General features: G+C 69.4%; 5 protein-coding genes. 4 read left to right on the forward strand and 1 reads right to left on the reverse strand.

The window, feature by feature from the left end; translation table 11 throughout:
* Positions 1 to 122: 122 nt before the first annotated feature.
* Positions 123 to 998: a 3-methyl-2-oxobutanoate hydroxymethyltransferase gene (gene panB, locus AC31A1_RS44730; RefSeq protein WP_489658814.1), complete on the reverse strand. Its 876-nt coding sequence runs from the start codon at positions 996 to 998 to the stop codon at positions 123 to 125.
* 217 nt (positions 999 to 1,215) lie between these two features.
* On the opposite strand from panB, the gene AC31A1_RS44735 reads away from it, so the two are divergent.
* The 4 genes from AC31A1_RS44735 (at position 1,216) to AC31A1_RS44750 (ending at position 6,083) form a co-directional block, all read left to right on the forward strand.
* Positions 1,216 to 2,805, forward strand: coding sequence for an MFS transporter (locus tag AC31A1_RS44735; RefSeq protein ID WP_489658815.1), 1,590 nt, complete (start codon positions 1,216 to 1,218; stop codon positions 2,803 to 2,805).
* A gap of 55 nt (positions 2,806 to 2,860) precedes the next feature.
* Positions 2,861 to 3,529 carry a TetR/AcrR family transcriptional regulator gene (locus AC31A1_RS44740; RefSeq protein ID WP_489658816.1) on the forward strand — a complete coding sequence of 223 codons (669 nt, stop codon included), beginning with the start codon at positions 2,861 to 2,863 and terminating at the stop codon, positions 3,527 to 3,529.
* 323 nt (positions 3,530 to 3,852) lie between these two features.
* Positions 3,853 to 4,770, forward strand: a complete 918-nt coding sequence (locus tag AC31A1_RS44745) for an endonuclease/exonuclease/phosphatase family protein (protein WP_489658818.1) — start codon at positions 3,853 to 3,855, stop codon at positions 4,768 to 4,770.
* 98 nt (positions 4,771 to 4,868) lie between these two features.
* Positions 4,869 to 6,083 (forward strand): MFS transporter, encoded by a 1,215-nt coding sequence (locus tag AC31A1_RS44750; protein ID WP_489658817.1) that lies wholly within the window; start codon positions 4,869 to 4,871, stop codon positions 6,081 to 6,083.
* Positions 6,084 to 6,096: the final 13 nt, after the last annotated feature.

The following is a 6,096-nucleotide window of genomic DNA, read 5'->3' on the forward strand; positions in this document are numbered from 1 at the left end:
CGGCCGGGGGTCTGGGGGCGGAGCCCCCAGGGACGGGCGGCAGGCGACAAAGGGGCAGCCCGCCGACGGGGGAAGATCGGCGGGCTGCCATCGTGCCGCAGTGGCTCTATGACTTCGTGACGTCAGTGGACCGAGTGCTCCTCCAGCGGGAACGCCCCGCCCACGACATCCTCCGCGAACGCCTTCGCCGCGTTGCCCATGACCGCCCGCAGATCGGCGTACTGCTTCACGAACTTGGGCATCCGGCCGCCCGTCAGACCCAACATGTCGGTCCACACCAGGACTTGGGCGTCGGTCTCCGCCCCCGCCCCGATCCCGACCGTAGGAATGTGCAGCACCCGAGTCACCTCGGCCGCCAACTCCGCCGGAACCAGCTCAAGGACAACAGCGAACGCCCCCGCGTCCTGCACGGACTTCGCGTCCCGCAGCAACTGCTGGGCCGCCTCCTCGCCCCGCCCCTGCACCCGGTACCCCATCGAGTTCACGGACTGCGGGGTGAGCCCGATGTGCGCCATCACCGGAATCCCGGACTCGACCAGCAACCGGATCTGCTCGTGCGACCGCTCGCCGCCCTCCAGCTTCACGGCGCCGACCCCGGCCTCCTTCACCAGCCGGGTCGCCGAGCGCAGCGCCTGCACCGGACCCTCCTGGTAGGAACCGAAGGGCAGGTCCGCGACGATCAGGGCGCGGCTCGTGCCCCGTACGACGGCCGCGGACAGCATGGCCATCTCGTCCAGCGTGACGGGCACGGTCGACTCGTACCCGAGGTGACAGTTGCCCGCCGAGTCCCCGACGAGCATGACCGGGATCCCGGCCTCGTCGAAGACGGACGCGGTCATCGCGTCGTAGGCGGTGAGCATGGGCCACTTCTCGCCGCGTTCCTTGGCGAGGGCGATGTCCCGGACGGTGATACGACGTGTGCCCTTGCCTCCGTACAGCGCCTTGCTGCCGTCGGAGGAGCTGTTCTTCCCAGCCTGGGCAGCCGAAAGCTGCGTCATTGCAACGGCTCCTTCAGTCATCTTGAGGCACCCTTACGGCGTCCCCAGATCCCCTCCATGGTGGCACCTCGTGCCACAGAGGGCCAGAGGGACCCCAGTCACCCGCGTCACGTGAGGAAGCATGCGTAAGGAGGCATACGTAAGGCCTGAGTAAAATATTTACGATACGGCACGGTCCCGTATCGTAATTAGCCCGCGGCTCCCTAGTCTGGACCGCATGACCACTCCACCCGTCCCCGGCACCCGGATACCCGAAGCGGTGCACCGCCGCCGCTGGGCCATCCTCGGCGTGCTGATGCTGAGCCTGCTCATCGTGGTGCTCGACAACTCGATCCTCAACGTCGCCATCAAGACCATCTCCACCCCGGCCCCGACCGGCCTGGGCGCGACACAGAGCGAGCTGGAGTGGGCGATCAACGCCTACACGCTCGTCTTCGCCGGCCTGCTGTTCACCGCGGGCCTGCTCGGTGACCGGATCGGCCGCAAGAAGGTCCTCCTCGGCGGGCTCGTCGTGTTCGGCATCGGCTCCGCGCTGGCCGCCGAGTCCGGCTCGCCTGACCAGCTCATCGGCTACCGCGCCCTGATGGCCCTCGGCGCCGCCTTCGTGATGCCCGCCACCCTCGCCGTCCTCATGAACGTCTTCGAGCGCGACGAGCAGCCCAAGGCCATCGGCATCTGGGCCGGCGGCGTCGGCCTCGCCATCGCCATCGGCCCGATCACCGGCGGCGTGCTCCTCGACCACTTCTGGTGGGGCTCGGTCTTCCTGATCAACGTCCCGATCGTGCTGATCGCCCTCGCCCTGATGATCTGGCTGGTCCCCGACTCCCGCGACCCCAAGCCCGGCCGCCTCGACCCGGTCGGCGTCGTCCTGTCCGTCGTGGGCCTCGTCCTGTTGGTCTACGGCATCATCGAGGGCGGCGAGCTCGCCGACTTCACGGCGCCCAAGGTGCTGGCGACGATCATCGCCGGTGTCGTCGTGCTCGCCGGGTTCGTCTGGTTCGAGAAGCGCAGCGACCACCCGTCGATCGACGTCACGTACTTCAAGAACAAGGTGTTCTCGGCTGCGATCGCCGCCATCGCGCTGGTCTTCTTCGCGCTGATGGGCGTGACCTTCTTCTCGGTCTTCTACACCCAGAGCGTGCGCGGCTACTCGCCGTTGCAGACCGGCCTGTTGATGCTGCCGCTGGCCGCCGCGCAGATGATCTTCGCGCCGCGGGCCCGGCTGGTCGTCAACCGGTTCGGCAACCGGATCACGACCGGCGTCGGCCTGCTGCTGCTCGCCGGGATGCTCGCAGCCTTCGCGACCCTCAAGGCGGACACGCCGATCTGGATCCTGGAGGTCATCTTCTTCCTCATGGGCGTCGGCATGGCCCACGTCATGACCCCGACCAGCGTCGTCATCATGCAGGCACTGCCGCGCGAGAAGGCAGGCTCCGCGTCCGCGCTGAGCAACACCTTCCGCCAGGTCGGCGGCGCCCTCGGCATCGCCGTCCTCGGCTCGGTGCTGTCCACGGCGTACCGCAACGGCATCGAGGGCAAGCTCGGCTCGGTCCCGGCCGCCCTGCGCGACACCGCCGGCGAGTCCATCGAGGCCACGCTCGGTGTCGCCGCGAAGCTCGGCCCGCAGGGCAGGGCCCTGGTCACCCCGGCCAACGACGCCTTCCTGCACGCCATGCACGTCACGGCTCTGTGCGGCACGGGCGTCGCGGTCATCGGCGCCGTAGTGGCGTTCCTCTTCCTGCCCGGCAGGCCTCCGGTCCCTCAGGAGGGCAAGGAGGAGCCGGAGTTGGTCGTCGTAGGGGAATAGCGACGACAATCGCCTGAGACGGGAACGGGGGGAACAGCGGAAGGGACGGAGTGAAGTGAGCCTTGCCGACAGTGGCACCGCCACCGGCACCGGTACCGACAAGGGCACCGGCAGCGGGACCCGGCCGTGCGCGCCCACGAGGGGACGCCCGCGCAGCGAGGCCGTCGAACGGGCCATCACGGAGGGGGTGATGAAGCTCCTGGAGGACGGCGTGCCACTGGCCGAACTCTCCATCGAGCGCATCGCCCGCACCGCCGGTGTCGGCAAGGCCACCATCTACCGCCGCTGGCCGGGCAAGGAGGAGTTGTTCGTCGACGTCGTCCGCGAGGCCGAGCCGCACGACCCCGAACTGCCCGGTATCTCCCTGCGCGACGACCTCGTCGCCATGATGGAACAGCTGCGCCAGCGCGGCCTGATGACCCGGTCCTCGGCGCTCCTGCACAACGTGTACGCGCAGATGAAGAGCGCACCGAAGGTGTGGGCCGCCTACCACGCGACCGTAGTGGAACCCCGCCGCCGCAAGCAGGTCGACCTCCTGCGCCGGGCCCAGGAGAACGGCGAACTCCGCACCGACATCGACGCCGAGCTGATGAACGACATGCTGGTCGGCCCGATGCTCCTGCGCACCGTCATGCGCGCCGACGCGGACCTCCCCGAGGGCCTGTCGGAACTCCTCGTGGACACGGTGCTGGTGGCTCTACGACCCGTCAGGCCGGCCAACTGAGTAACCGTCCGAATGTGCGCGTTCCGTCACAGAAGCCGCTGTGGCCGCGCGTGTTCGGAACTCCGGACGCCGACTTGTTCGTCCTCCTGCCCGTACGGCCGTCATGGGACGGCGGATCGGAACCGATCATCCCCTAGGGTCGTAGGCGCGGGGACGATGGTGTGCACGGCAGGTAGTGAGGCGACGGTATGGCACAGCAGGCGTATGTGACGGAGACGGACGGCGGCGGCTCGGGGGACGAGCCGCGTGGATCCCGGCTTCGGCGCCTGTGGAACAGACTGGCCGGCGGCTGGCGCGGCGATCCGAGGATCTGGCGCCGGGGCATGGTTCTCGCCGCACTGGCGATCGTCCTCGCCCTCGTCATGTTCCTGCACTCACGCATCCCGAACCGGATCGGCAACCTCGGCAGCCTCACGGAGACGTTCCTGCCGTGGTTCGGGCTCGCGATCCCGGTCCTCCTGATCCTCGGCCTGGTCCGGAAGTCCGCGACCGCGCTCATCGCCGTGGTCCTCCCGACGATCGTGTGGGTGAACCTCTTCGGCGGGCTGCTGCTCAGCGACAAGACCGGCACCGGCGGCGACCTGACGGTAGCCACGCACAACGTCAACGCGGAGAACCCCGACCGGTCCGGTACGGCCCGTGACGTGGCCGCGTCCGGCGCGGACGTCCTCGCCCTGGAAGAACTGACGGCCTCGGCGGTCCCGACGTACGAGAAGGCACTCGCGTCGACGTACAAGTACCACGCGGTCGAGGGCACGGTCGGGCTGTGGAGCAAGTACCCGATGAGCGGCATCAAGGCCGTGGACATAAAGCTGGGCTGGACGCGCGCGATGCGCGCCACCGTCGCGACCCCCGAGGGACAGATCGCGGTCTACGTCGCCCACCTCCCCTCGGTGCGGGTGAAGATCGAGGCCGGCTTTACGGCCCGGCAGCGGGACACGAGCGCCGACGCGCTGGGTGAGGCCATCGCCGCCGAGCCGCTCAAGCGGAAGATCCTCCTCGGCGACCTCAACGGCACGATGAACGACCGCTCGCTGAACGCCGTCACCTCCCAGATGCGCTCCACGCAGGGCGCGGCGGGCAGCGGCTTCGGGTTCAGCTGGCCGGCGTCGTTCCCGATGGCGCGGATCGACCAGATCATGGTCCAGGGCGTCGAACCGGTGACGTCGTGGACCCTCCCGAAGACGGGCAGCGACCATCTCCCGATCGCGGCCCGTGTGAACCTCGACACGAGCTCTTAACCTCGTGGAATAGCGGGCCTGGGAGTCTTTGTTCCGTAACTGAACTTAAGCTCGGTCGTACGGAACTCCGCTCTCCCTCGAAAGGCACAGGCACTTCCATGCCCCTGGCCCTGCTCGCTCTGGCCGTCGGCGCTTTCGGTATCGGCACCACCGAATTCGTGATCATGGGCCTCCTGCCCGAGGTCGCGGACGACCTGCACGTCTCCATCCCCACGGCGGGCCACCTGGTCTCGGCGTACGCGCTGGGCGTCGTCATCGGCGCCCCGCTCCTCGCCGCGGTCACGGCCCGCCTGTCCCGCCGCACGGTCCTGATCGGCCTGATGGCGCTGTTCGTGGCGGGCAACGTCCTCTCGGCCTTCGCCGCGAACTACGACTACCTCCTCGCGGCCCGCTTCCTGAGCGGCCTGCCGCACGGCGCCTTCTTCGGCGTAGGGGCGGTTGTCGCCACGACCATGGTCGCGCCCGAACGCAAGGCCCGCTCCGTCTCCCTGATGTTCCTGGGCCTCACGGTCGCCAACATCGTGGGCGTACCGGCGGCCACGCTGATGGGCCAACACCTGGGCTGGCGGGCCACGTTCCTCGGCGTCAGCGTGATCGGCGTAGCGGCGATAGCGTCGTTGGCCCTGCTGATCCCGCACGACCACGCACACGCTCCTGCCGTGGGCCTGCGCCGCGAACTGGCGGCGCTTCGCTCCCTCCCGGTCTGGCTGGCACTGGGCACGACGGTGGCGGGCTTCGGCGCGCTCTTCTCGGCCTACAGCTACATCACCCCGATGCTGACGGACGCGGCGGGCTTCGCGGAGGGCAGCGTGACACTGCTGTTGGCCCTGTTCGGCGTGGGCGCCACGGCAGGCAACCTGGTTGGCGGCCGCCTGGCGGACCACTCCCTCCGCGGCACGCTGTTCGGCGGCCTGACGTCCCTGGCGGCGGTCCTGGCCCTGTTCCCCCTCCTGATGAGGACGGAGTGGACGGCGGCATTGGCGGTCGTCCTCCTGGGCATGGCGGCGTTCGTGACGGGCTCCCCGCTCCAGCTGATGGTGATGGAGAAGGCGGCGGCAGGCCCGTCCCTGGCCTCCTCCGCAAACCAGGCAGCCTTCAACTTGGCCAACGCGGGCGGCGCTTGGATCGGCGGCCTGGCATTGGCCGCAGGCTTCGGCGCTACGTCGCCTGCGCTGGCCGGCGCGGTCCTGGCCGTGCTGGGACTGGGAGTTGCCGCGACGGCGTGGAGTGTCGACCGGGGCCGTGCGGTACCGGGGCGCGAGCGTGTGGTCGCGGCCCACGTACCGGAACAGGCACCGGCGTTGCACCCCTGACCTCTGCCCACCC

It is taken from the genome of Streptomyces sp. P5F9 (assembly GCF_057961495.1).